General features: G+C 73.0%; 18 protein-coding genes and 1 pseudogene. 11 read left to right on the top strand and 8 right to left on the bottom strand.

The genetic code is table 11. The annotated features are described in order from the left end of the window. Nucleotides 1-21: 21 nt before the first annotated feature. Nucleotides 22-549, bottom strand: a pseudogene (locus OHA91_RS05875) (DUF1990 family protein); the annotation flags it as partial. A gap of 186 nt (nt 550-735) precedes the next feature. Between OHA91_RS05875 and OHA91_RS05870 the strand changes: the two are divergent. From OHA91_RS05870 to OHA91_RS05850, 5 genes are all read left to right on the top strand, one after another. Next, on the top strand, nt 736-1,986 hold the full coding sequence (locus OHA91_RS05870; RefSeq protein WP_051892720.1) for a DUF6777 domain-containing protein: 1,251 nt from the start codon (nt 736-738) through the stop codon (nt 1,984-1,986). A 7-nt stretch (nt 1,987-1,993) separates the two neighbouring features. Further along, nucleotides 1,994-4,057, top strand: a complete 2,064-nt coding sequence (locus tag OHA91_RS05865; RefSeq protein WP_328738774.1) for a SpoIIE family protein phosphatase — start codon at nt 1,994-1,996, stop codon at nt 4,055-4,057. 75 nt (nt 4,058-4,132) lie between these two features. Beyond that, nucleotides 4,133-5,386 (top strand): hypothetical protein, encoded by a 1,254-nt coding sequence (locus OHA91_RS05860; protein WP_328738773.1) that lies wholly within the window; start codon nt 4,133-4,135, stop codon nt 5,384-5,386. A 20-nt stretch (nt 5,387-5,406) separates the two neighbouring features. Next, the gene (locus tag OHA91_RS05855; protein ID WP_328738772.1) at nt 5,407-6,267 is read left to right on the top strand and encodes an Fpg/Nei family DNA glycosylase; all 861 of its coding nucleotides are present in this window, start codon (nt 5,407-5,409) and stop codon (nt 6,265-6,267) included. Nucleotides 6,268-6,293: 26 nt separating this feature from the next. Further along, nucleotides 6,294-6,677, top strand: coding sequence for a hypothetical protein (locus OHA91_RS05850; protein ID WP_266494161.1), 384 nt, complete (start codon nt 6,294-6,296; stop codon nt 6,675-6,677). Between the two features lie 17 nt (nt 6,678-6,694). Here OHA91_RS05850 and OHA91_RS05845 read toward each other — a convergent pair whose 3' ends face one another. Both OHA91_RS05845 and OHA91_RS05840 read right to left on the bottom strand, forming a co-directional pair. Beyond that, a complete protein-coding gene (locus OHA91_RS05845; protein ID WP_051892804.1) occupies nt 6,695-7,159 on the bottom strand; it encodes a hypothetical protein in 465 nt (154 codons plus the stop codon). A 216-nt stretch (nt 7,160-7,375) separates the two neighbouring features. After that, nucleotides 7,376-7,915 (bottom strand): sigma-70 family RNA polymerase sigma factor, encoded by a 540-nt coding sequence (locus OHA91_RS05840; RefSeq protein ID WP_031147183.1) that lies wholly within the window; start codon nt 7,913-7,915, stop codon nt 7,376-7,378. Nucleotides 7,916-8,220: 305 nt separating this feature from the next. Between OHA91_RS05840 and OHA91_RS05835 the strand changes: the two genes are divergently transcribed. Continuing rightward, on the top strand, nt 8,221-9,417 hold the full coding sequence (locus OHA91_RS05835) for a CapA family protein (RefSeq protein ID WP_031147184.1): 1,197 nt from the start codon (nt 8,221-8,223) through the stop codon (nt 9,415-9,417). Between the two features lie 35 nt (nt 9,418-9,452). Here the strand turns inward: OHA91_RS05835 and OHA91_RS05830 are convergent, their stop codons facing one another. Then, nucleotides 9,453-9,914, bottom strand: coding sequence for a universal stress protein (locus tag OHA91_RS05830; RefSeq protein ID WP_031147185.1), 462 nt, complete (start codon nt 9,912-9,914; stop codon nt 9,453-9,455). 83 nt (nt 9,915-9,997) lie between these two features. On the opposite strand from OHA91_RS05830, the gene lysX reads away from it, so the two are divergent. Together lysX and OHA91_RS05820 are read left to right on the top strand one after the other, a co-directional pair. Beyond that, nucleotides 9,998-13,300, top strand: coding sequence for a bifunctional lysylphosphatidylglycerol synthetase/lysine--tRNA ligase LysX (lysX, locus tag OHA91_RS05825; protein WP_328738770.1), 3,303 nt, complete (start codon nt 9,998-10,000; stop codon nt 13,298-13,300). A gap of 104 nt (nt 13,301-13,404) precedes the next feature. Next, nucleotides 13,405-14,316, top strand: coding sequence for a polysaccharide deacetylase family protein (locus OHA91_RS05820; protein WP_031147188.1), 912 nt, complete (start codon nt 13,405-13,407; stop codon nt 14,314-14,316). Nucleotides 14,317-14,350: 34 nt separating this feature from the next. Here OHA91_RS05820 and OHA91_RS05815 read toward each other — a convergent pair whose 3' ends face one another. Further along, on the bottom strand, nt 14,351-15,013 hold the full coding sequence (locus OHA91_RS05815; RefSeq protein ID WP_328738768.1) for a class F sortase: 663 nt from the start codon (nt 15,011-15,013) through the stop codon (nt 14,351-14,353). Nucleotides 15,014-15,388: 375 nt separating this feature from the next. Here OHA91_RS05815 and OHA91_RS05810 point away from each other — a divergent pair, with 375 nt between their 5' ends. After that, nucleotides 15,389-15,907, top strand: a complete 519-nt coding sequence (locus OHA91_RS05810; RefSeq protein ID WP_031147192.1) for a hypothetical protein — start codon at nt 15,389-15,391, stop codon at nt 15,905-15,907. Between the two features lie 103 nt (nt 15,908-16,010). Here the strand turns inward: OHA91_RS05810 and OHA91_RS05805 are convergent, their stop codons facing one another. The 3 genes from OHA91_RS05805 to OHA91_RS05795 form a co-directional block, all read right to left on the bottom strand. Beyond that, entirely contained in the window at nt 16,011-16,697 is a 687-nt protein-coding gene (locus OHA91_RS05805) for a hypothetical protein (RefSeq protein ID WP_328738767.1), read from the bottom strand. A 183-nt stretch (nt 16,698-16,880) separates the two neighbouring features. Next, nucleotides 16,881-17,651: a bestrophin-like domain gene (locus OHA91_RS05800; RefSeq protein ID WP_031147196.1), complete on the bottom strand. Its 771-nt coding sequence runs from the start codon at nt 17,649-17,651 to the stop codon at nt 16,881-16,883. Nucleotides 17,652-17,682: 31 nt separating this feature from the next. Further along, nucleotides 17,683-17,832 carry a hypothetical protein gene (locus OHA91_RS05795; protein ID WP_328738766.1) on the bottom strand — a complete coding sequence of 50 codons (150 nt, stop codon included), beginning with the start codon at nt 17,830-17,832 and terminating at the stop codon, nt 17,683-17,685. A gap of 872 nt (nt 17,833-18,704) precedes the next feature. On the opposite strand from OHA91_RS05795, the gene OHA91_RS05790 reads away from it, so the two are divergent. Together OHA91_RS05790 and OHA91_RS05785 are read left to right on the top strand one after the other, a co-directional pair. After that, nucleotides 18,705-19,535: an SAM-dependent methyltransferase gene (locus OHA91_RS05790; RefSeq protein WP_031147200.1), complete on the top strand. Its 831-nt coding sequence runs from the start codon at nt 18,705-18,707 to the stop codon at nt 19,533-19,535. Between the two features lie 98 nt (nt 19,536-19,633). Continuing rightward, nucleotides 19,634-21,775, top strand: a complete 2,142-nt coding sequence (locus tag OHA91_RS05785; RefSeq protein WP_266496862.1) for a putative bifunctional diguanylate cyclase/phosphodiesterase — start codon at nt 19,634-19,636, stop codon at nt 21,773-21,775. Nucleotides 21,776-21,832 lie beyond the last annotated feature (57 nt).

The raw sequence follows: 21,832 nt of genomic DNA, 5'->3' as shown, positions 1-21,832 counted from the left end.
CCAGTATCCGGCCGGTCGGCGGGCATCGGCCAGTCTGCGCAGCCGGCGGCCGATCCGGCGGGCGCAGTGCTGCTGGAGGAAGGGGACCACGGGTCCGGCGAGGCGGGTGTACCAGCGGTTCGGGCGGCTGAAGGCCGTCACCGTGAACCACACCGTGCCGTCGGGGTCGATGTCGACGACGAAGGACTTCTCCCCGCACGCGGGGTGCCCGGGCAGCGTCCCGTAGGCGAAACCGATCCGGGCGGGCTCGTACGCCGTCCAGACCACCTCGCACGGCGCGTCCACCCGCAGGGGCCCGCGGCCGATCCCGACGAGGATGCGGATGCCCGGCCGGACTGCACCGACGCCGGCCCGCACCCGCAGGCCGGCGGCCCGGTGCGCGTGGAAGGTGGTCACGGCGGCCCCGGCGGACTCGAAGACGGCCCGGCCGTGCCCCAGGCGGGTGCGGTGGCGCAGGTGGCGGTACCCGGCGGGCAGGGGGCGGTGGGCCGTCGCGCCCCTGTCGGGGTAGGTGGGGGTGTCACGGCCGACGCTGACGAGGCGGGTCACGGCGGGTCCTCCTGTCGGTCTGCGGCAGGTCGGCGACAGCGCGGCCGGCCAACGTCTTGAACGCGTTCAACTCGCTGGGGTGACTCTACGAGGTTCCTTGAACATGTTCAAGAAGCGCTCCGGTTGCGGCTCTCGTGCGGATGCGGCAGACAAGAGGGAGTACTCGGGGCGAAAAGGGAGAAATTTGTGAACGGACCGTCACTTCCGACACCTCGTCAGGCGTCGCGTCGTCAGGCACCGGCCGGCGCCGCCCTCTTCGCCCTCCTCGGCCTGTTCGCCGCGGCCTGCGGCGGACACCACGAGCCGACCAGCGCGGCCGGACCCGAGAGCCAGGAGGTCCACCTCCAGCCGGTGGCCAGCGCCGGCCCGGACCCCTTCACCGCCTCCTCGGCCACCGGCGAGTCGGCCCCCGTCCAGCCCCCGCTGCCCAATCCCACCGGGCAGGGCATCCGCACGGTCAACGCGGCCACCCCCGGCCTCTACGGCGGCACCCAGCGGCTCGGCAGCTGCGACGTGGAACAGCAGGTCGGCTACCTGACCGAGGACAGCGCCAAGGCCCGCGCCTTCGCCGAGGCGTCCGGGATCGAAGAGGCGAAGATCCCCGACTTCCTGCGCGGTCTCACCCCTGTCGTGCTGCGCGCCGACACCCGCGTCACCAACCACGGTTTCCGCGGCGGCCGCGCCGAGTCCTACCAGTCCGTCCTCCAGGCCGGCACCGCCGTCCTGGTCGACGACCACGGCATGCCCCGCGTCCGGTGCGGCTGCGGAAACCCGCTCGGCTCCCCGCGCGCGGCCAAGGGGAGCCCGGTGCACAAGGGCGACCCGTGGAACGGCTACCAGGCCAACCAGGTCGTCGTGATCGAACCCACCGCCCACGTGATCAACAACCTGGTGATCGTCAACATCGCGAACAACACGTGGATCGAGCGCAAGCGCGGCGACGACGGCGCCCAGGACCGGACCCCGCAGGCCCTGCCCCCGTACGACCCGGCCGACGGCATCCCCAGCGGCCCCGCGGCCTCCGGCGCCGCGTCGGCCGCCCCCTGCGCGAGCACCCCGGGATACGGGCCGGCGGACTGCCCGTCGGACCCGTCGGCCCCGCAGAGCCCACCGGGCGGCAACGCCCAGCAGAGCCCCGCCGTGCCGCTGAACCCCTCCACCCGGCCGCGACAGCCGCAGCAGCCCCAGAAACGGCCGCCGTCGGACGTCCCGACCGACCCGCTGACGCAGGACCCCGTCGATCCCGCCCTCCCGCCGTACCCCGACGGATCGGCCACGCAGCCCGTCGATCCCCAGGACCCGTACGCCGACCCCTACGCGGACCCCTATACGGATCCGTACGCCGAGCCGTACGCGGAGCCCTCCGCGGACCCCTACGCCGACCCCGACCTCCAGCCGGCGCCGTCCGACGAGGGCCAGTCGCTGGAGAGCGCCTGACCGGCCCGTGTGTCATGGTGGACCGGTGCCGACCACCGTATCGCTGCCGGACGACTGGCCCGCACACCCGGACCGGTCGCTCTCGCTCAACCGCATGGGAAGTTTCGACTGGGACCTGGTCACCGGTCTCATGCACATGGACGAAGCCGCCCTCGGCGTCTTCGACATGACTTCCGACGAGTACGACGGCCGGCCCGATTCGCTGTCCCCGCGCGTCCCGCCGGCCGAGTCGGCACGGCTCGACGCCATGGTCTCCTCCGCGCTCAAGAGCGAGGTGGACAGCTACGGCGCCTACTTCCGCATCCGCTGCCGCGACGGGCGGCTGCGCTGGACGCACACCCAGGGCCGCGTCATGCGCGAGCCGGACGGGCGGCCGCACCGGATCATCGGCATCGTCCGGGACGCGACCGAGGAGCTCAGCCACTCGGCGGAACGGCTCGGACTCGACGAGGAGCGGCGCCGGCAGACCTCGGTGGTGGAGAGCACGACCGCCGCCCTCGCGCACGCCCGGACCGTGCAGGACGTCATCGACGCGCTCGGCGACGCCCACGGCCTGGAACGGCTGGGCTCGATGGGCATGGTGATGGGCCTCGTCGAAGCCGGCCGGATCCACCTCGTCGCCGAAGGCCCGGAGGGCAGCTTCGTCCCCGGGACCCGCTACACGCGCATCGACGAGCAGTACCCGATGAGCGAGGTCGTCCGCTCCCTCCAGCCGCGCTTCCTCGACTCGGCGGAGGAGTTCGCCCGGGACTACCCGGCGCTCTGGGCGAAGATCTCGTACATGCGGATCTCGGCGGCCGCCTACCTGCCGCTGATCGCCCAGGCCCGCCCGATCGGCGCCATCGGCCTGCTCTACCAGGACAAGGACGGCTTCACCCAGGAGGAGCGCAACCTGCTCGTCGCCCTCGGCAGCAGCATCGCGCAGAGCCTCCAGCGGGCCATGCTGCTGGAACAGGAGCACGATCTCGCCGAGGGCCTCCAGCAGGCCATGCTGCCCCGGCGGATCCCCTCGGTGCCCGGCGGCGAGATCGCCGTACGGTACCGCTCCGCCCGGATGGGTCAGGACATCGGCGGCGACTGGTACGACGTCATCCCGCTGCCCGGCGGCCGGGTCGGCGCCGTCATCGGCGACGTCCAGGGCCACGACACCCATGCGGCCGCCGTCATGGGCCAGCTGCGGATCGTCCTGCGCGCGTACGCCGCCGAGGGCCACTCGCCCGGCACCGTCATGGCCAGGGCCTCCGTCTTCCTGCACGAGCTGGACACCGAGCGCTTCGCGACGTGCACGTACGTGGAGGCCGACCTCTCCACCGGGGTGCTCCAGGTGGTCCGGGCGGGCCACATCGACCCGCTGCTGCGCACCCGGGACGGGGACTGCCACCGACTCCCGGTGGGCGGCGGCATGCCGCTCGGCCTGTCTGCGGAGTTCGGCCGGCTGGAATACCCGGTGACCACCGTGGAACTCGATCCGGGAGAAACGCTCCTGCTGTGTACCGACGGCCTCGTCGAACACCCCGGCGCCGACCTCGACGACGGGATCCACATACTGACCGCCCACATCCGCAGCGGCCCCGCCGACCTGCAGCTCCTCGCCGACCGGCTGTGCGAGATCGTCACCGATCGCGGCGGCAACGACGACATGGCCCTCCTGCTGCTGCGGCGCCGGCCCGCCCCCGCGCCGCCCGGCGGCGGCCGGCTGCAGCAGCACGTGGCACCGGGAGACCCGGAGGCCCTGGTGGCGGCCCGCCACATGATCGGGGCGGCGGTGCGCGCCTGGGGCGCGCGGGAGCGGGCCGACGAGATCGAGCTGGTCGCGGACGAGCTGATCGTGAACGCGCTCATGCACACGGACGGCCCCGCCATCGTGACCCTGCGCATCCTGGCGGGCCACGAACACAGACTGCGCGTGGAGGTCGCCGACCGCTCCAGCGCGCTCCCGCGCCGACGGGAGGCCGGCGACTCGGGGGTCTCCGGCCGCGGCCTGATGCTGGTGGACCGGCTGGCGGACGTATGGGGCGTGGAGCCGCGCGGCAGCGGCAAGTGCGTCTGGTGCGAGTTCGTCGTGGGCTGAGAGCGGCGCCGGAGCCGGACCGCGGGGAGAAAGTCCGTTGCGGGGGGCGGCAGGGGTCGTCAAGGATCAGGGGCGATGACCAACGCCATGGACGAAGTACGCCGTCTGCTGAAGCAGGACGATCTGCCCGGAGCGGTCCGGTCCCTGCGGCCGTACGCCGAGACGGCACCGATCGCCGAACTCGCCGAGGCCGCCAGGGCCCTGGCCGACAAGGCCGGGTTCGAGGACCTGGCCGACGCCGCCCGCAAGGCCGCCGAGCGGGCCCACGAACCGCAGGTCCTCTACGACTTCGGGTACGCCTGCGTCGAGCGCGGCATCGCCTTCCTCGCCGTCGCACCGCTGCGCGAGGCCCTCGGGCTGCTCCCCGACTCGCGCACGCTCCTCGCCGAGCTCGTCTCCGCCCTGGAGGACGAGCGCCGGCACGCGGAGGCCGCCGCACTGCTCTCCGGCCGCGGCGACCGGCTGCCCGCCTGGCCCGAGACCTACCTCCTCGTGCACAACACCCTGTTCGCCGGAGACCTGGACACCGCCGAACGGCTGGCGTCGGCCCTCCCCGCGCCCGAGGACCCGCAGTGGGAGCCCGCACGGGACCGCCAAGTCCGCCAGGTCCTGCGCAGCGGGCAGTCCCGCCGCGCCCAGCGGAGCGCCGGACACCCCGACCCGTTCGGCCCGGCAGACCTGCGCGGCTGGCACTACGGCCTCACGGGCGGACTGCTCGCCACCCTGTCCCCGTACGGCTGGGACGCCGGGATGACCGGCCGGTACGCCTACCTCGGCGACTCCCACGAACAGTGCCGCCACGGCCTGGCCCGCCTCGGGCTCGCCCTGGAGGCCGCCGGGCGCCGCCCCGCCGCCGTCTCGCTGCTGCCCGGCCGGTCCGACCGGATCCTCGGCCTCGCCGCCGCCGCGGTGCTCGGGCTGCCCGCCGTCCCGTACGAGCCGGACCGCAGGGACACCCTCGTCGTCGCGTACGACCTGAACAGGGCCGACCCGGACCTCGTCCGCACGCTGCACGCGCGCACCGACGGCCAGATCCTGTCCGAGCACGCCACCTGCTGGACCGATCCACCCGCGGTGAGCGCCGACTTCAGCACGCTGCTGTGCCAGTACGCGGTCCCGCCGTGGCGGGACGACGACCGGCCCGAGGAGGAGATCGCCCGGGACGTAGCCGCGGCGGACCCCGCCCCGGACGGCGGCGACGGAGCGACCCCGCCCGATCCGGACGAGGCCTTCCGCGCCTTCGCGGCCGGGGTCGCCCCCGGCTGGCTCACGGGCCCCCGGGACCGGGTCGCGTCGCCCGGCCCCGTGTCCAGCTCGCGTTTCGCCTGAGGCGGCGGCAGGCTGGGACCATGCCGGAGCTGCCCGAGGTCGAGGCCCTGCGCGAGTACCTCGACGAACACCTCACCGGGCGGGTGGTCGAGCGCGTCCTCCCGCTCGCGGTGAGCGTGCTCAAGACGTACGACCCGCCGCTGACCGCCCTCGAAGGGCAGTCGGCCGGAGCCGTCGCCCGCCACGGGAAGTTCCTCGCCCTGCGGATCGGCGAGCTCCACCTCGTCACCCACCTGGCCCGGGCCGGCTGGCTGCGCTGGCAGGACACCCTGCCGGAGCAGCCGCCGCGGCCCGGCAAGGGGCCGCTGGCGCTGCGCGTCGCACTCGAGGGAGGGGGCGGCTTCGACCTCACCGAGGCCGGCACCCAGAAGCGGCTCGCCGTGTACGTGGTCCACGACCCCCAGGAGGTGCCCGGCATCGCCCGCCTCGGCCCCGATCCGCTCGCCGACGACTTCGACCGGGACGCCTTCGCGGCGCTCCTCGAGGGGGAGCGGCGCCAGATCAAGGGCGTCCTGCGGGACCAGAGCGTGATCGCGGGCATCGGCAACGCCTACAGCGACGAGATCCTGCACGCCGCCCGGGTGTCGCCGTTCAAGCTCGCCTCCTCCTTCGGGGAGGAGCAGATCACGCAGCTCCACGCCGCGGTCCAGGGCACCCTGCGCGAGGCGGTCGGCCGGGCGCACGGGGTCGCCGCCGGGAAGCTCAAGGCCGAGAAGAAGAGCGGGCTGCGCGTGCACGGCCGGGCGGGCGAGCCGTGTCCGGTGTGCGGGGACACCATCCGCTCGGTGTCCTTCGCCGACTCCTCGCTGGAGTACTGCCCCACCTGCCAGACCGGTGGGAAGCCGCTCGCCGACCGGCGGCTCTCACGCCTCCTCAAGTAGCGGGGCGCTGCGTAGACTCCGACACCATGGCCGAGGAGCAGCAGTCGCCGCCCCGGCGCGAGATCGTCACCGGGGTGCCCCGGGGCGCCCGCCGCCGGGCGCCCGCCCACACCCCGGCCCGCTCGGAGATCTCCGAACAGACCACCCTCGGGGCCACCTACGTACGGGCCCTCATGCGCAGCCAGCTGCGCGCGGGCCTGGGCGCACTGGCCGCGCTGGCGGCCCTGGTCGGGTCGCTGCCGCTGGTGTTCGTGGTGGAGCGGGCCCGGACGGGCCCGCTCGTCTGGCTCGTGCTCGGCCTGCTCGTGTATCCGGTGATGTGGCTGATCGCCCGGTGGTACGTCCGCCGGGCGGAGCGCAACGAGGCCGATTTCACGGGCCTGGTGATGGATCCGGCCGACAGGGCCTAAGAGGTGTCTCCCGCAGGTCAGAACAGGTGCATCGCCAGGTGGCCCAGGGGCAGGCCGAGCTGCCAGGCCGGGGTCCACACGCGCGCGTTCTCGTCCAGTCCCGGCGGGGTGTCGGCGTGGCCGTGCCGTCCCGGGTCGAGATTGGTCGCGAACAGTTCCGTGCCGTCCAGCCAGCGCCACGCCGCCCGGGCCAGTTCCAGGTCGGGGTCCTCGCCGCGGCCGCGTTCCCGGGCCGCCTCGCCCAGGTCGAGGAAGCGGGTGTGCACCCAGTCGCGCCAGGGATGCCCGTACGCCGTCAGCGACAGCCACTCGTCGAGCTGTGAGACCACGCGGATCCCGGACAGCTCGCCGGCCGCGTCGGAGAGGTAGATGGTCAGGGCCAGCGTGTCCCGTCCGGCCCGGAACTCCAGGGTGCTGACCGGGATCAGCCTGCCCGTGCGCAGCAGTTCGTCGGCGATGTACTCGGCGTAGAGCCAGGCCATGGGCACTGCGAGCCCACCGTCACTGGTGCCGTTCGTACCCTCGGGCTGCACCGTTCCACCTTCTCCCGCGCGTCGAGCGTCCCGTCGTCAGCACCGAGCCTTCACCGAGCGGCTCACGGAGCGGGGGATGTTTACTCAACTTGGACGGTCTTATGTCGAATTCGCGGCGCTTTTTGTCCGGTCCGCATCCGTTCGCGGCGTTCCGGGACGCGTTGCTCAGGCGCCGAGACCGTAGCCGTACCCCTGGAGGCCCTTCTTGAGGGCGCGCAGGGCGTAGTAGGTGCGGGACTTGACGGTCCCGGCGGGGATACCGAGCTCGGCGGCCGCCTCCGCCACCGACCGGTCCCGGAAGTAGACCTGGAGCAGCACCTCCCGGTGCTCCGGCCCCAGCGACCCCACGGCCCGCCGGACGTCGATCGCCGTCACCGAGCCGGCCACCGCGTCCTCGGGCGCGGGCGCCTGCTCCAGACCCTCGGGGTCCACCTCCAGGGGCCGTGACAGCCGGGCGCGCCGGGCGTCGATCGCGAGCCGCCGGGCGACCGTGAACAGCCAGGGCCGCATGGACTCGTGCCCGCTGGCCAGCGCCTCCGGGTGCTGCCAGACCCGTACGAGGGTCTCCTGCACGAGGTCTTCCGCGCGCTGGGCGTCGCCGGCCGTGAGGCCGACCAGGAAACCGAACAGGGCCCGCCCGTGGTCGCGCTGGAGTTCGGCCAGTGCCTCGGGATCCGTACGCGGGAGGGTGGGGGAGAGCGGCACGGGTGGCTCCTTCCGGGGTGCGCGGGGGTCCATGGGGGCGGCGCCCCGTCCACCCTGACCTGCGGCGGGCCGACCCGGAACCGTCAGAACCCGGTGTTGCGCCCAAGCACCCGGGTGGTCCGACGGGCGGCCGTGCCGGTCGGTGAACGGTCGAACGGCGCGGCGAACGGCAGAGGGCGCTGCCGTGTCCGCCGTCGGAGTGAGCCCGTCGGCCCGATGCGGATCCGCTCCTTGACTTACTGCGTGTTGTTATATGGATTGCAGATGATGACATGTCAGATGGTCATACAAATGGGAGCCGATTGATGACCACGCGCACCCGGCCGAGGGCGGCCGCCCTCCTGTCCGCCCTCCTGCTGTCCGCGGCGGCGGGCTGTTCGGCCGCCGGGGACTCCGCCCCCGCCCGCCTCGCAGACTCCGGCCCGCCGGCCCCCTCCAGCGCCGGAGGGGCACCGGCCGCCAAGGGCTTCACCCTGGTCGCGAGCGGTGACGTACTGCCGCACACCTCGGTCATCCAGCGGGCGGCGAACGACGCGCAGGACGACGGCTACGACTTCAGGCCCATGTTCTCCGGCGTCAAGGCCGTGGTCTCGGGGGCCGACCTGGCCCTCTGCCACATGGAGACGATCTACGGCGAGGAGGGCGGGCCCTTCTCCGGCTACCCGGCCTTCAAGTCCCCGCCGGAGGTCGCCGACGGCTTGAAGGACGCCGGCTTCGACGGCTGCTCCACCGCCTCGAACCACACCCTCGACGACGGCGCCGCGGGGCTGCGCCGCACGCTGGACCGCTTCGACAAGGTCGGCCTGAAGCACGCCGGTTCGGCCCGTACGGCGGCCGAGGCGGCCACGGTGACCACGTACACGGCGGGCTCGGCCAAGGTGGCGCACCTCGCGTACACCTACGACACCAACGGCTACCCGCTGCCGGACGGCCAGCCGTGGGCGGTCAACCTGATGAAGCAGGACAAGATCATCGCCGATGCCCGGGCGGCCCGGAAGGCGGGCGCGGACGTGGTACTGGTGAGCGTCCACTGGGGCACGGAGTGGCAGACCGAACCGGACGGGACCCAGCTGTCGCTGGGCCGGGCGCTGACCGCCTCGCAGACCGCCGGCCGACCCGACATCGACATGATCCTCGGCACCCACGCGCACATCCCGCAGCCCTACGAGAAGGTCAACGGCACCTGGATCGTCTACGGCATGGGCGACCAGGTGGCGGGCGAGATGTTCAACTACACGGGCGCCCGCGACATGCGCGGCAACTACGGCTCGATCGGCCGCTTCACCTTCGCCCCGCCGGCCGCGGCCGGACAGCGCTGGCAGGTCACCAAGGCCGAGTTCGTGCCGCAGATGATGGACCTGTCCGCCGGCCGCGTCGTCCACCTCCCCGACGCCCTCGCGAAGAACCCCGGCCGGGAGGACTACGAGGCCGCCCGGGACGAGATCACCGAGGCCGTCCTCAGCCGCGGCGCCGCCAAGGACGGCCTGGCAATCGCCCCGTAGGGCTCGGTCCGCCCGCGCGCGGGCGGCGGGCCCGGTCAGGGGACCACGGTCACCGGCCAGCGGCCCGCCTTGACCAGGCGGATCGCCACCGAGCCGACGATGCGGTGGCCCGCCTGCTCCGAGGCGCCGACCACCACCGCGTCCGCCATCAGCTCCTGCGCAGCGCTCACCAGGCCGGCGTAGGGGTCGCCGCGGAAGGTGTGGAACTCCCAGCGCACCTCGTAGATGCCCTTCAGACGCTCCGCCGACGCCCGGATCTCGGCCACCAGGCCCTCCGCGATCTCCCCGGTGGTGTCGGCCACGGGCGCGCCGAGCGCAGCCCCGGCCGGCACGACCGGCTGGACGTACACCAGCGCCAGCAGTGCGTTCTGCCGCCGGGCCAGTCCGGCCGCGTAGGCCGCCGCCCGCAGCGAGGACTCGGAACCGTCCACCCCGGCCAGGATCACCTTCGGGCCGTCGGTACCGCGTTCGAATCCCGTGTTCACGTGCTCCGTCACCCTGCGAGGATAGGCCGTGGTGTGCGGGACGCCCCCACCCGCTCGGCGCGCGCACCGGCGCACCCCTCCCTACAGTGCGAACCATGAGTGCCACCGCGGAGGAGACGCACGGGACCCGGAACCGCTTCCTGAACCGGGTGCCCGACGGGTTCGGCGCGTTCTTCGGGACGATCGGCCTGCTGTGCGCGCTGCTCTCGCTCTCCCCGACGCTGCGGCGCCTCCTGCGGCACGTCGTGCGCTTCCTCGACCTGATCGTCGTACCGGTCAGCGCCAACCTCGCCTACGCCGTCTTCCTCTTCCTCTTCGCGGCCGCCCTCGGCACCCGCAAGAAGGTCGCCTGGTGGATGGTCATCACCTATCTGGCCCTGCTGATCGTCGACGACCTCCTGGACATCGCGGTCGGCGACTACTGGATCGGCATCTCGTCCATGGCCCTGGCCGTTGCCGCCATGGCCGTACTGATCGCCGCCCGCAAGGAGTTCTACGCCGCGTCCCGGCCCGGGGCGCTGTGGCACGCCCTGATCGTGCTCGGCCTCGGCATGCTCGCCGCCGTCCTCCTCGGCTGGGCGCTCGTCGCCCTCTTCCCCGGCACCCTGCCCCGCGGCCAGTGGCTGGACTGGGCCGCCAAACAGGTCTTCGGCGGCCTCTTCTCGGCCCGGGAGTTCGACGGCCGCCCGCCCCGGCCGCTGTACTTCCTCCTCGGCCTCTTCGGCGCGCTCGCCCTGCTCAACGCGGCCGCGACCCTCTTCCGCTCCCAGCGGCTCACCGCCGCCCTGCACGGGGACGAGGAACCCAGGATCCGGGCCCTCCTCGGCGCGTACGGGCGGGCCGACTCGCTCGGCTACTTCGCCACCCGGCGTGACAAGGCGGTCGTCTTCGCCCCCAACGGCCGGGCCGGCGTCACCTACCGCGTCGAGGCCGGCGTCTGCCTCGCCAGCGGGGACCCGGTGGGCGACCCGGCCGCCTGGTCCGCCGCCATCGACGCCTGGCTGGCCGTGGCCGGCCGCCACGGCTGGCAGCCCGCCGTGATGGGCGCCTCCGAGGACGGCGCCACCGCCTTCGCCCGCTCCGGGCTGAGCGCCCTCCAACTGGGCGACGAGGCCATCCTGCACGTCGCCCACTTCGACCTCGACGGCCGCGACATGCGCGTCACCCGCCAGGCCGTCAACCGCGTCAAGCGCGCCGGCGCGACCACCGTGATCCGCCGCCACTCGGCCCTCTCCGAGGACGAGATGCGCACCATCGTCGACCGGGCGGACCGCTGGCGGGACACCGAGACCGAACGGGGCTTCTCCATGGCCCTGGACCGGCTCGGCGATCCGGCCGACGGGGACTGCCTGCTGGTCGAGGCCTTCGACGCCGACGGCGAGCTGATCGCCCTGCTCTCCTTCGTCCCCTGGGGCAGGGACGGCATCTCCCTCGACCTGATGCGCCGCGACCGCACCGCGCCCAACGGGGTCATGGAGTTCATGGTCGCCGAACTGTGCGCCGCGGCCCCCGGCCTCGGCGTGCGCCGCATCTCCCTCAACTTCGCCGTCTTCCGCTCCGCCTTCGAGGAGGGCGGCCGCATCGGCGCCGGCCCCGTCCTCAAGGTCTGGCGCAAGCTCCTGCTCTTCTTCTCCCGCTGGTGGCAGCTGGAGGCCCTGTACCGCTCGAACGTCAAGTACGGCCCCGAGTGGTACCCGCGGTTCCTCTGCTACCAGGACGCCGGCTCGCTCGCCCGGGTCAGCCTCGCCTCCGGCATCGCCGAGGGCTTCGTCTCCGTACCCAGCCTGCGCACCCTGTGGGGCAACGGCCACCCCAAGGGCGTCACCGCCCCCACCACCACCGAGGGCCTGCCCCCGATCGACTCCCTGGGCCTGGACGAGGTGGGGGAGGAGCTCCCCGGCGTGCCCGAGGAGCGGCTGCCCGAACAGGTGCGCGTCCGCCACGCCAAACTGGACCGCATCCGGGCCTCCGGCACCGACCCCTACCCGGTGGGGATCCGCCTGCGCACCCACACCGTCGCCCAGCTCAAGGCGGCCCACCCGAGCCACCCGCCCGGCGCCCGCACCGCCGAGCCGGCCACCCTCGCCGGACGCGTGATGGTCGTACGCGACCTCGGCGGCGTGGTCTTCGCCGTCCTGCGCGACTGGTCCGGCGACATACAGCTGATGCTCACCCGCGACGAGGCAGGCGCCGAGGTGCTGGACTCCTTCACCTCCAAGGTCGACTTCGGCGACCACGTCCTCGTGACCGGCGAACCCGGCGCCAGCAGGACCGGCGAGCTCTCCCTCGTGGTCCGGTCCTGGCAGCTCACCGGCAAGTGCCTGCGCCCCCTCCCCGACAAGCGCAAGGGTCTCGCCGACCCCGAGGCCCGGGTCCGCCGGCGCTACCTCGACCTCGTCGCCAGCCCCGAGGCGCGCGACGTCGTACGGGCACGCTCCCGCGCGGTCCAGGCCCTGCGCCAGGGGCTGCTCGACCGCGGCTACCTGGAGGTCGAGACGCCGATGCTCCAGCAGATCCACGGAGGCGCCAACGCCCGGCCCTTCCGCACCCACATCAACGCCTACGACCTCGACCTGTACCTGCGCATCGCGCCCGAGCTGTACCTCAAACGGCTCTGTGTCGGCGGCATGGAGAAGGTCTTCGAGATGGGCCGCACCTTCCGCAACGAGGGCGTCTCCTACAAGCACAACCCCGAGTTCACGATGCTGGAGGCCTACCAGGCCTTCGCCGACTACGACGTCATGCTCGACCTCACCCGCGAGCTGATCCAGGGGGCCGCGACGGCCGCCTTCGGCTCGCCCGTCGCCCACAAGGCGGGGCCGGACGGGAAGCTCGTCGTCCACGACATCTCCGGGACCTGGCCGGTCAAGACCATGTACGGGGCCATCAGCGAGGCCCTCGGCGAGGAGGTCGACGCCGACACCGGGGAGAACGTGCTGCGCAGGCTGTGCGACCGCGCCAAGGTGCCGCACGGACCCGAGGACACCCGCGGCGACGTGGTCCTGGAGATGTACGAGCGGCTGGTGGAGGAGAGGACGAAACTGCCCACCTTCTACAAGGACTTCCCGACCGACGTCTCCCCGCTCACCCGCCAGCACCGCAGGGACCCCCGGCTCGCCGAGCGCTGGGACCTCGTCGCCTTCGGAACCGAGCTCGGCACCGCCTACTCGGAGCTGACCGACCCCGTGGAACAGCGGCGCAGGCTCACCGCCCAGTCCCTGCTCGCGGCCGGCGGCGACCCGGAGGCCATGGAGCTCGACAACGACTTCCTGGACGCCCTCGAATACGCGATGCCGCCGACGGGCGGCCTCGGCATCGGAGTGGACCGGCTCGTCATGTTCCTCACGGGCCTGACGATCCGCGAGACCCTCCCGTTCCCCCTGGTGCGGCGCGGCTGACCCGTCGTACGACCGGTCCGCACGACTGGTCCGCACGGGTGAGCGAAACGGGGCACGTCCGTGGCTCTCGACATCCGCGGGGATGTCATTGATACGTAGTAATAATGAAAAAAGACGAGCCGACAGTAGGGCGGCGCGTGCTCCTGCGCACCGCCGTCTTCCTCGGAGTCGCGGCCGCCGGACTGATCACCACGGGCAACGGCATCGAGGGCGGTACGCCCACGACGCCCGGTGCGCCGGGCGCGGGCGGTGCACCGGGGCCCGCCGCCGGACCCGGCCCGAACCTCGCCGCAGGGCCCGGGGGGCTCCCCGGGGCGCTGCCCGAGAAGGCCTACCGGCTGCGCCCCATGACGGCGGACGCCCCGGCCCGGCCGGCCGCCGTGAAACCTGCCGTGCGGACCAGGCCCATCCTGGAACTCCCGGCCGACGCGGGCACGAACAGCTCCATGGTGCTCACCTTCGACGACGGGCCGGACCCCCGCTACACCCCGGCCATCCTCGACACGCTCGGCCGCCACGGCGTGCGCGCCATGTTCTTCGTCTGCGGGGAGATGGCCGCGGAGAACGGGGACCTGCTGCGCCGGATGGTCGCCGAAGGGCACGTCATCGGCAACCACACCTGGACCCACCCGCTCATCCCCAAGCTGAGCCGGCCCGCCCTCGCCGCCGAGATCGGCCGCACGAGCGAGGTCGTACAGCGGGCCGTCGGCGAGGCGCCGCAGTGGTTCCGTGCGCCCTACGGGGCGTGGAACCGGGCCGCCTTCGAGATCGGGGCCGAACTGGGGATGGAGCCGCTCGCCTGGACCGTGGACAGCCTGGACTGGGAGGAGCCCGGCACCACCACGATCGTCTCCCGGGTCCTGCGCGGCGCCGGGCCCCGCGCGATCGTCCTCTCGCACGACGCGGGCGGCAACCGGACCCAGAGCGTCCAGGCCATCGCCTCCTACCTGCCCCAACTGATCGCGCGGGGCTACCGGATGACGCTGCCGACCCTGTCCTCCGTGGCTTCGAGCTGAGGCGGGGCCGGGGAAGCCCCGGCCCCGCCCCCGTTCAGCGGGACTCCACCATCCGCGCGAAGACGACCACGTTGCCGTCGTACCCGCCCGCCTTGGAGTAGCCGCCGCCGCAGGTGATCACCCGGAGTTCCGCGTGCCCGGTGTCCCCGTAGACCCGCGCTCCGGGGAAGGCCTCCTTGGAGAAGACCTCCACCCCGTACACCTCGAACACCGCCGTGCGCCCGTCGTACCGCTCCACCTCGATCCGGTTGCCCGGCTTGACCGACCCCAGGCCGTAGAAGACCGCCGGGCCCTGCGCGTTGTCCACGTGGCCCACGACCACCGCCGAGCCCCGCTGGCCGGGCGAGATGCCGTTGAGGTACCAGCCCGCGAGGTTGCGCTCCTGCGGCGGCGGGGCGTCGATCCAGCCCTCCGCGTCCAGCCCGACCGTCATCACCGGCGCGTCCACGTTGATCGTGGGAATCCGGATGCGCTGCACGGACGAGTGCTCCAGCAGCTCCATGTCCGCGGGCGGCTTCGGCGGATTCGCCGGCAGCTGGTCGGCCGTCACCGCGACGGCCGAGGCCGCGGTGGGCTGGGGCGGACCGTCGTCGATGTTCACGCCGTTTCGCACCATGGCGAGGCCGGTGAGCATGACCAGGGCGATCGCGCCCCACGGTGAGCGCCTTCGTGACTGCCCCGTCTCGTCCTCGCCCATCGTTCTCCCTTCCCGACGCGGGGGTCCCGACCCGCGTTCATGTCCCGCCCCTGTACGCCCTACTTCACGCACGCTAAGGCCGGGGCGGCAGGTCGGCGAGGGGGGAGGGGCGAACGGGTGGCCGCGCCCGCGGAGGGAGCCGGAAGGGGCCGGAAGGGATGCGCCCATCCAGGTAATCGTCACATAAATGCCTGACGGGTCGTGACCTGCGGATCCGTCAGCCCGGCCGTCCGCGCCTCGGCGTGTCGCTCAACCGGGCGGCCCAAAGCCGGAAATGCGGAGGTTGCGGGACGATCGGAGGGTTCGACGTGGGAGGCGTTCTCGTCGATCATCCGGGGCCGACGCTCCGGGGCGCTTCCCGCTGGAGGTTCCACCATGCGTGTCTTGCGCGCTCTTACCGTGACGGCGGCAGCCTGTGCCGCCCTCGGCCTCAGTGCCCCGCTCGCCTCCGCGAACCAGGACCCCGGAGGCCGGGGTGGGAATGGGGGCGGTAACGGCCCCAGCAACATCTCCGTGAACCCGTACGCCGTGCACCAGGGCTCGACGATGCAGGTGAGCGCAGCGGGCTGCGGTCACGGCGGTACCGTCACCTCGCACGGGAACTTTCCGCCGGCCAACCTGTCCGCAGGATCGATCGGCTTCGCGACCGTGCGGGTCTTCAACCACGCCTCTCCGGGCACCCACACGCTGTCGGTCAAGTGCAACGACAGCAACCTCATCGCCACGGCCCGCTTCCGGATCCTCGAGGGCAACCCCTCGCAGGGCGGTATCGGCGGATCCTTCGGCCCGTCCACCGCCGAGACGGCCATCGGCGCGGGCCTGGTCGGCGCCTCCGCCCTGGGAGCGGGCGCCCACGTGCTGCGTCGTCGCCGTCCGCTCCGGAGCCGGAGCTGACCGGTCGGCCGTCCCGGTCAGGCACCGCCCGCTCCCGCCGGTCGCCCCGCGTCCTCCCCGAGGACCCGGGGCGACCGGCGGTGGAGGGGCAGGTGCGCGGAACTCAATGACCGCGGCCGGAGGCCCTGCGGCGCAGGGCGTACGCCGTAGCGCCCGCGGCGGCGAGGAAGAGACCCGCGCCCGCACCGAGTTCCACCGGGTCCATCCCGGCGACGCTGCCGCCCAGGCCCCCGCGGACACCGCGGGCGGAGGTGGTGGTGACGGGGGCCGTGGCCGGGTTCGTCGCGGGGGCCGTGGCCGTGCCGGTCCTCGTGGAACTCGTCGTGGGCCTGGTCGTGCCGCCGGCGATCGTCAGATCCGCCGAGCCGGTCTCCCCGTTGCACGTGAAGGAGACGGAGTACACGGCTCCGGGCCGGGCGTCCCGGTCCACGGTGGCCCGAACGCTCTGGCCGCGCGCGATGCTCACGGTGTCGAACACACCGGAGGAGGCGGTGGAGTAGGCGGCGTTGCAGGCGCTGACCGCGAGCACCACCTGGCCGCCGGGGGCGACGGTCGAGGGGGTGAGGGTGAAACCGAACGAAGTGACCTGCAGGGCCTGGGCCTTGGCTTGCTTCCCGGCCTGTGTTCCGGCCTGTGTTCCGGCCCGTGTTTCGGCCTGGGGCCCGGCCTGGGCCCCGGGCCGGTCCTCGGCCGCGGACGCGGCGGGCGCGCCGAGCGCTGCGAGTGCGAGTACGGCGAACGTGGCGCCGGCACTCAGCAGGGCGGTGGCGGAGGTACGTATCGCACCCATGGTTGATTCTCCGGATCCCCGAGGAGCAGCCGCGGAACGGTTTCCGCACGGTGGGGTTCGTGCGCCTCGATGTCCGCCACGCTAGGTCCGGGTACCGGGGCCCGCGATCAGGAACGGGCGAATGGGGCACGGCCGTAGGCCGAACCGGGGACGGGAGGCCCGTCCCCGGTTTGCCGGGCGGCCTCAGCCGCCGAGGTCGAGGTGGGAGAACTGCGTGAGGAACGGTTCGGCGGTGGCCGAGATGCCCCGACCGAACGGCGCGTCGAAGTCCCAGATCAGGAACAGCAGAAATGCGATCAGCGCACTGAACAGGCCGGCCAGCAGCATCTCCCGGAACGAACGCCTGATCTGCAGGGTGAAGATCAGGCCCACCGTGACCAGCGCCCCGGTGATCAGCCCGAACCAGACCACGCCCGGCATGGTGGCCCCGGCGCTCGCGCCGCGTGCGCTGCGGGCGTCGTCTGCCACCGCCACCTGGTCGACGAGCGGCTGGTAGGCCTGGCCCTCGTGGTCGGTCTGCGGCTCGTAGTCGGTGACGTCGCGGCGGATACGTTCCAGCAGCTCCCCGCCGCGGTCCGTGAGCTCGCCCTCGTCGGCCATCGCCTTCCACTCGGTGTCGACCACGTGGGTCACGTACGCGTCCACGTCGGACCGGATCTTCGCCCGGACCTCGGCCGGGTAGACCTGCGAGCGGACGCTGATCTCGTGCAGGGCCTGTGCTTCCTGGCGTACGTATTCCTGGGCGGCTCCGCGGCCCTCCCAGACGCCCGCGATCGCCAGGCCCAGCACGATCGCGTAGATCACCCCGATCATCATCGTCATGTACTCGATGACGTCCGGGGTCTCGTTCGGATCGTCGTCCTCGCCGATCCTGCGGTGATTGAAGAAGGCGATGGACAGCACCACGGCACAGGCCGCAGCCATCGCGAGGGACAGGACGAGCCATTCCGACAAGATGACTCCAGATCGTTTGGCATCGGGCGGATTAGCGCGGGCGCAGCGCGACGATCGCGAGCACCGCGGGAGCCGCGGTCAGCAGGGTGAAGGTCACCGGCGAGATGTGGTGCTCGTCCGGTTTGCGGGTCGCCGCGCGGTACGCCGGGCGGGCCACCGGTTTCGGGGTCGGCGAGGACACCACGGGAGCCGGCGGTGGCGGCGCGGGCGCCTTCGCCGCACGGGGCGGAGCGGGCGCCGGCTTGGGGCGGACCGGTGCGGGCAGGACGGGTTTCGGTACGGGCCTGGGCGCGGCCTTCGGCGGCGCGGGCTTCGGTGGTGGAGGCGCGGGCGGAGGCGGTGGGGTCGGCACCGGGCTCGGCGTGGGCTTCGGGGGTGGCGGAGGGGGCGTCGGCTCGGGCGGCGGCGTGGGTTTCGGCGGCGGCTTCGGCGGACACGGCGGGGGTGGCGGCGGCGGGCAGTGGGGGCGGCCATGATGCCCCCCGCCCCGGCCGTCACCACGGTGTCTTCCGTGGTCGGAGCGGTGGTCGTCACCGTGATGTCCACCACCCGGTCCGCGTCCGCGGCCGTCGCCGGAGGCCACCGCGACCACCGCGGCGGCGCTCGCGCCGTCGCCGGAGTCGGTCGTCGGGTAGGCGCTGCTATCAGCCACGGCCGGTGTGACGGACAGGGCCGCCCACAGCAGGACCGGGACCGCCAGCAGGCGCCTGGCACAGGCTCTGTTCACCCGGGGAGCATGGGCCCGCGCGCCCCCGCGCACGCGAGGCTCGGCCCCGGTTCGCCTGAACGGGTGGAGTGCCGACCGGAAAGGTTTGAGCCAGCCGCGGAGCGGTCGGAGGCGAGTCCGATCACCGTCCGGTCAATTCTCAAAAGGGATTTGTCGGTACCGGTCATTTGTCCCGGGGGCGCCGCCGGGCGCCTTTGGTGTGTGACGAAGAACGGATCGCCAATTTCCGCTTTTGCTCGCCCTGTTGGTCAATGATCAGTACATTCGGCTCGGACAGGAGTCCGACCCCGCGCGGACCGCCGCAGGAACAACGCTTGGAGATCCCGATGGAGCGCCCCGCCTGGGCCCCGCCAGGCATCGACATATCGGTGCCGAGCGTGTCCCGCATCTACGATTACTACCTTGGCGGGTCCCACAATTTCGAGGTCGACCGCCAGGCGGCCCGACGCGCCATGGAATTCATGCCGGGACTGCCCAAGATCATGCAGGCGAACCGGGCGTTCATGCGCCGCGCCGTCCGGTACGCCGTCGCCGAGGGCGTCACGCAGTTCCTCGACATCGGCTCCGGCATCCCGACCTTCGGAAACGTCCACGAGATCGCCCAGGACGCCAGCCCCCGGGCCCGCGTGGTCTACGTCGACCACGACCCGGTGGCCGTGGCGCACAGCCATGCCGTCCTCCTGGACGACGAGCACACCGGCGTCGTCGCCGCGGACCTGCGCAAGCCCAAGGAGATCCTGGCCGCGCCCGAGGTCGGACGGCTCCTCGACTTCGACCGCCCGGTCGCCCTGCTGCTCGTGGCCGTCCTGCACTTCCTCGAGGACACCGACCACCCCTACGAGGCCTTGGCCGAACTGCGCGACGCGCTGGCCCCCGGCAGCCTGCTGATCCTCACGCACGCCTCCTACGAGGGCATCCCGCTCACGGAGGAGGTCGCGGGCGGCGCCGTCGGCGTCTACCGGGACATCCGCAACCCCCTCGTCATGCGCACCGGCCGACAGATCAGCAGCTTCTTCGAAGGGTTCGAGATGGTGGAGCCCGGACTGGTCTCCATGCCCGACTGGCGCCCGGACCGCGCCGAGGGCGGGGAGGACGGCGAGACGCCGGAGGACCCCTACGCCTTCTCGGGCTACGCAGGCGTGGGACGCAAGGCGTGAGACTTCCGGCACAGACGGCGGGCGCGCCGAACACCGTCGCGGCGCCCGCAGCCGCGCCCGCACCGGCCGCGGGGCCCGCGGCCGCGCCCGACGGCGGCATCGAGGACCGGATCTCCCGCTTCGCGACGATCTGGGGGCGGGCCATCTTCCCCGTCACCGCGACCTCGCTGACCCGGCCCGAGTTCGAACGGCACCTCGTGCCGCTCACCCGGACCCTCACCGAGGCCCTGCACGCCAGGCCCTTCGACGCCACCGTCGCCCAGCGGGTGGGGGCGGATCTCGTCGCCGTGCACTGCACGGACCCCGAGGCCCTCGCCGGCACCCTCGGCGTGATCGAGTCCTACCTGGTCCTCTACTGCGGACCGGACGGACTCGAAGGCTCCGGTGTGGAGGCCACCGCCGAGTACCACGCGCGCTGCGCCCGGCTCCAGCACGCCATCGCGGCCGGATACGCCCGGGCGCTGCGCGAGCGCACCCTCAGCGAGCAGGAGGCCATCGCCCGCTCCGCGCTGACCGCCCGCACCGACGCCCAGCAGGCCCTGCACGCGAGCGAGGAACGCTTCCGGGCGGTCTTCGAGGGCGCGGCCGTCGGCATCGGCATCGCCGATCTCGACGGGAACGTCCTGGAGGTCAACGACACGCTGCTCCAGATGTTCGGCGGCCTGGAGGGGCACGTCCGCAGCCGCAACGTCAGCGAGTGGGGCCACCCCGACGACACCCCGCACGTCTGGCGGATGTACGGCGAGCTGGTGCGCGGTGAGCGCGAGAGCTACCGCGTGGAGAAGCCGTACTACCGCCACGACGGGACCGTGCTCTGGACCAACCTGACGGTGTCGCTGCTGCGCGACGCCGAGGGCAAGCCGCAGTACCAGCTGGCGCTGATGGAGGACACCACCGAACGCCGGCTGCTCAACCTGCGCCTGCGCTACGAGGCCACCCACGACGCCCTCACCGGACTGCCCAACCGGACGCTGTTCTTCGAACGCCTGGAGAAGGCCCTCAGCGGGTCCGGCGGCGACCGCTACGGCCTGTGCTACCTGGACCTCGACGGCTTCAAGGCGGTCAACGACAGCCTCGGGCACTCGGCGGGCGACCGGCTGCTGGTGGAGGTCGCCGACCGGCTGCAGAGCTGTGCGACCGGTCCCGGCGAGGTCGTCGCCCGGCTCGGCGGCGACGAGTTCGTCGCGCTGACCACCGGCCCGGACACCGAGGAGCAGGTGACCGAGCTCGCCGTCCGCATCCTGACGGCCCTTTCGACGCCGATCCGGCTGGAGGGCCGGGAGCTGACGGTCCGGGGGAGCATCGGCATCGTCGAGGGACGGGCCAAGGAGCGCACCCCGGCCGAGGTGCTGCGCAGCGCCGACATCACCATGTACCGGGCCAAGGCGGCGGGCGGCAACCGCTTCGAGTTCGCCGACGCCGAGGCCGACGCCCGTGCGATCACCCGGCACGGACTGACCAACGCCCTGCCGGCGGCGCTGGAGCGCGGCGAGTTCTTCATCGAGTACCAGCCGCTGGTCCACATGCGCGACGGCACCGTGCACGGTGCCGAGGCACTGGTGCGCTGGTCCCACCCGCAGTACGGGGTGCTCGGCCCCGACCGCTTCATCCCGCTCGCCGAACGGACCGGGCTGATCGTCCCCCTCGGCCGGTGGGTCCTCGAGGAGGCCGTCCGCCAGGCCCGCATCTGGCAGCGCGAGCACGGGGGATCCGCCCTGCGGATCAACGTCAACCTCTCGCCGACCCAGCTGCACCACCCGGGTCTGGTCGCCGACACCGTGGCGGTGCTGGAGAAGTCCGGCCTCGCCCCGGGCGCGCTGTGCCTGGAAGTCACCGAATCGGCCCTCATAGGCGCGGACGACGAACTGCTGGAGCCGCTGCGCCGGCTGGCCGAACTCGGCGTGGACATCGCGCTCGACGACTTCGGCACCGGCTACTCCAACCTGGCCAATCTGCGGCGGCTGCCGGTCAGCGTGCTCAAGCTCGACCGCTCCTTCACCCGGGGGATGCAGCAGCAGCCCGCCGACCCGGTCGACCTCAAGATCGTGGAGGGGATCGTCGCCCTGGCCCACAGCCTCGAACTCGCCGTCACCGTCGAGGGCGTGGAGACCGGCGCGCAGGCCGCCCAGCTGCGCGCGCTCGGCTGCGACACCGCCCAGGGCTGGTACTACGCCCGCCCCGGGGCCCCCGACCGCATCCACACCCTGTCCCTCTCGGACGCGGTGCCCACGCCTTCCTGACCGCTGCCCGGGCCCGTGCCGGCCCGGGCGGCGCGGTCCCGGTGGCGCCCGGCTCCG

This window comes from Streptomyces erythrochromogenes, from assembly GCF_036170895.1.
Classification (GTDB): domain Bacteria; phylum Actinomycetota; class Actinomycetes; order Streptomycetales; family Streptomycetaceae; genus Streptomyces; species Streptomyces erythrochromogenes.
This window is presented reverse-complemented; position numbering and strand designations above follow the sequence as displayed.

Bases quoted from the DNA above. Each gene is read 5' to 3' on its own strand.
- OHA91_RS05850 (WP_266494161.1), top strand. From the start codon at position 6,294: ATGGCCGAGGAGCAGCAGTCGCCGCCCCGGCGCGAGATCGTCACCGGG.
- OHA91_RS05805 (WP_328738767.1), bottom strand. From the start codon at position 16,697: ATGGGTGCGATACGTACCTCCGCCACCGCCCTGCTGAGTGCCGGCGCC.
- OHA91_RS05810 (WP_031147192.1), top strand. From the start codon at position 15,389: ATGCGTGTCTTGCGCGCTCTTACCGTGACGGCGGCAGCCTGTGCCGCC.
- OHA91_RS05820 (WP_031147188.1), top strand. From the start codon at position 13,405: ATGAAAAAAGACGAGCCGACAGTAGGGCGGCGCGTGCTCCTGCGCACC.
- OHA91_RS05815 (WP_328738768.1), bottom strand. From the start codon at position 15,013: ATGGGCGAGGACGAGACGGGGCAGTCACGAAGGCGCTCACCGTGGGGC.
- lysX (WP_328738770.1), top strand. From the start codon at position 9,998: ATGAGTGCCACCGCGGAGGAGACGCACGGGACCCGGAACCGCTTCCTG.
- OHA91_RS05855 (WP_328738772.1), top strand. From the start codon at position 5,407: ATGCCGGAGCTGCCCGAGGTCGAGGCCCTGCGCGAGTACCTCGACGAA.
- OHA91_RS05860 (WP_328738773.1), top strand. From the start codon at position 4,133: ATGACCAACGCCATGGACGAAGTACGCCGTCTGCTGAAGCAGGACGAT.
- OHA91_RS05835 (WP_031147184.1), top strand. From the start codon at position 8,221: ATGACCACGCGCACCCGGCCGAGGGCGGCCGCCCTCCTGTCCGCCCTC.
- OHA91_RS05845 (WP_051892804.1), bottom strand. From the start codon at position 7,159: ATGGCCTGGCTCTACGCCGAGTACATCGCCGACGAACTGCTGCGCACG.
- OHA91_RS05790 (WP_031147200.1), top strand. From the start codon at position 18,705: ATGGAGCGCCCCGCCTGGGCCCCGCCAGGCATCGACATATCGGTGCCG.